Source organism: Saccharomonospora iraqiensis subsp. iraqiensis, from assembly GCF_000430445.1.
In the GTDB taxonomy this organism is placed as follows: domain Bacteria; phylum Actinomycetota; class Actinomycetes; order Mycobacteriales; family Pseudonocardiaceae; genus Saccharomonospora; species Saccharomonospora iraqiensis.
Genome location: NZ_KE387056.1, coordinates 57,358 through 59,320, shown reverse-complemented (window position 1 = coordinate 59,320; position 1,963 = coordinate 57,358). Strand labels below are relative to the sequence as shown.

The 1,963-nt window shown below is 72.3% G+C and carries 2 protein-coding genes; one reads left to right on the top strand and one right to left on the bottom strand.

Features of this window, described 5'->3' with window-relative positions; translation table 11 throughout:
• Nucleotides 1-13 precede the first annotated feature (13 nt).
• Nucleotides 14-691 (bottom strand): lipid droplet-associated protein, encoded by a 678-nt coding sequence (locus tag ACTIR_RS0104330; protein ID WP_026453352.1) that lies wholly within the window; start codon nucleotides 689-691, stop codon nucleotides 14-16.
• Nucleotides 692-802: 111 nt separating this feature from the next.
• Here ACTIR_RS0104330 and ACTIR_RS0104325 point away from each other — a divergent pair, with 111 nt between their 5' ends.
• Nucleotides 803-1,885: a 4-hydroxy-3-methylbut-2-enyl diphosphate reductase gene (locus ACTIR_RS0104325; protein ID WP_026453351.1), complete on the top strand. Its 1,083-nt coding sequence runs from the start codon at nucleotides 803-805 to the stop codon at nucleotides 1,883-1,885.
• Nucleotides 1,886-1,963 lie beyond the last annotated feature (78 nt).

Genomic DNA, 1,963 nt, shown 5'->3' with positions numbered 1-1,963 from the left:
CGCCCGCCGGTGCTCACGGCGCCGCCGGGTCGTCGGTCGTGGGGTCGTCGGTCGTGGGGTCGGCGGTCTGCCGGACGTTGGCCGCCCGCCGGGCGAGCATGCCGGTGAACGACGGCCGGTCGGCGTGCGCGCGTTCGTAGGCCAGCAGTTCCTCCAACTGCGCCAGGGTCAGCGTGCGGAGCCGGGCGCGCACCTGGGGCAGGGTGAGCTCGTCGTAGTCCGCCATGCCCGCGGGACCGCCGCCGGCACGCGGTGGCGCGGACGCCTCCCCGGTGGTGGGCTCCCCGCCGGTGGCGGCGTCCCCGTCGGTGGCCGGACTGTCGAACTCGCCCTCGGAATGATCCTCGGCGAGTGCCCGCTCCTCCAACGACCAGGGGTCGTCGTCCGTCGTCCCGTTCTCCCGCGGGGGGCCGCCCGTGGCGGTCGTTCCGGACCCCTCCGGTGTGTCCAGGTCCTCGTCGAAAGTCGCCCATTCGGGCTCGTCGTCGGGGCGGTGCAGTGCCGAGAGCGCGGTGTCCCCCTTGATCGCCAGCTCGGTGACGTGCTGCTGGACGCGCATCGACGCGTGCAGGGTCTGGCTGACCACGGTCACCGGGAGTTCGGTGAGCTGTCTGGGCAGTTCTCGCGCCCGTTCGACCGTCGTCACGGCCAGGCCGGCGGCTACCCGGAGCGGGAACGGGAGGTGTCTCATGGTCCCAGCGTGCCGCACCCGCGCCCCGCGCGGAAACTCCGATCCGGGTGCCGCGCCGTGTCCGGGGCTCGCGCTCGTCGACTCCGCGGGGTGACCCGTAGGGTTGGAGGTATGAGCGCAGCCAGTCCCGGCACCGAGACCACCCCGGAAGACCCGACCCCGGACCACGTTCCCGAGGGCAGTGCGCCCGAGGGTGGCGCCCCCGAGGGCAACGCCGAGACCGTGTCCGGTGACGGCGGCAAGCGGGTCCTGCTGGCCAAGCCCCGTGGCTACTGCGCCGGCGTCGACCGTGCCGTCGTCACGGTGGAGAAGGCACTCGAGAAGTACGGCCCGCCCGTGTACGTGCGCAAGGAGATCGTGCACAACCGGCACGTCGTGGACACGCTCCGGGAACGGGGTGTGATCTTCGTGGACGACACCTCCGAGGTGCCCGAGGGGGCCCTGGTGGTCTTCTCCGCGCACGGGGTGTCCCCCGCCGTGCACGCCGAGGCCGAACAGCGCAACCTCCACACGATCGACGCCACGTGCCCGCTGGTGACGAAGGTGCACAAGGAGGTCAACCGGTTCGCCCGGGACGACTACGACATCATGCTCATCGGCCACGAGGGCCACGAGGAGGTCGAGGGCACCTCGGGCGAGGCGCCCGAGCACGTGCAGCTCGTGGACACCGCCGAGGACGTGGACAAGGTCACCGTGCGGGACCCGTCGAAGGTCGTGTGGCTGTCCCAGACCACGCTCAGCGTCGACGAGACCATGGAGCGGGTGAACCAGCTCAAGGGGAAGTTCCCCGACCTGGCGGACCCGCCGAGTGACGACATCTGCTACGCCACGTCCAACCGCCAGGTCGCGGTGAAGGCCATGGCGGCCGAGTGCGACCTGGTCCTCGTGGTCGGCTCGCAGAACTCGTCGAACTCCAAGCGGCTGGTCGAGGTGGCGCTGCAGGCGGGCGCGACCGACGCGCACCTGGTGGACTACGCCGCCCAGGTGGACGAGCGCTGGCTCGACGGCGTGGGCACCGTGGGGGTCACCAGCGGCGCCTCCGTGCCGGACGTGCTGGTGATGGAGCTGCTCGACTGGTTGGCCGAGCGCGGCTGGACCGGCGTCGAGGAGGTCACCACCGCGAACGAGAAGATCTCGTTCGCGCTGCCGAGGGAGCTCCGCAACACCGACACCGTCGCCAGCGACGTCCGCTGACCCGGCGACGTCCGCCGGACCGGCTCAGCGGCGGCCCTCCGGCGGCCCCTCCTCGTGGGATGGCCGTCCGGAACCCGG

Excerpts from the sequence above, each read along its gene's own strand:
- ACTIR_RS0104325 (WP_026453351.1), top strand. The coding sequence starts at position 803 with ATGAGCGCAGCCAGTCCCGGCACCGAGACCACCCCGGAAGACCCGACC.
- ACTIR_RS0104330 (WP_026453352.1), bottom strand. The coding sequence starts at position 691 with ATGAGACACCTCCCGTTCCCGCTCCGGGTAGCCGCCGGCCTGGCCGTG.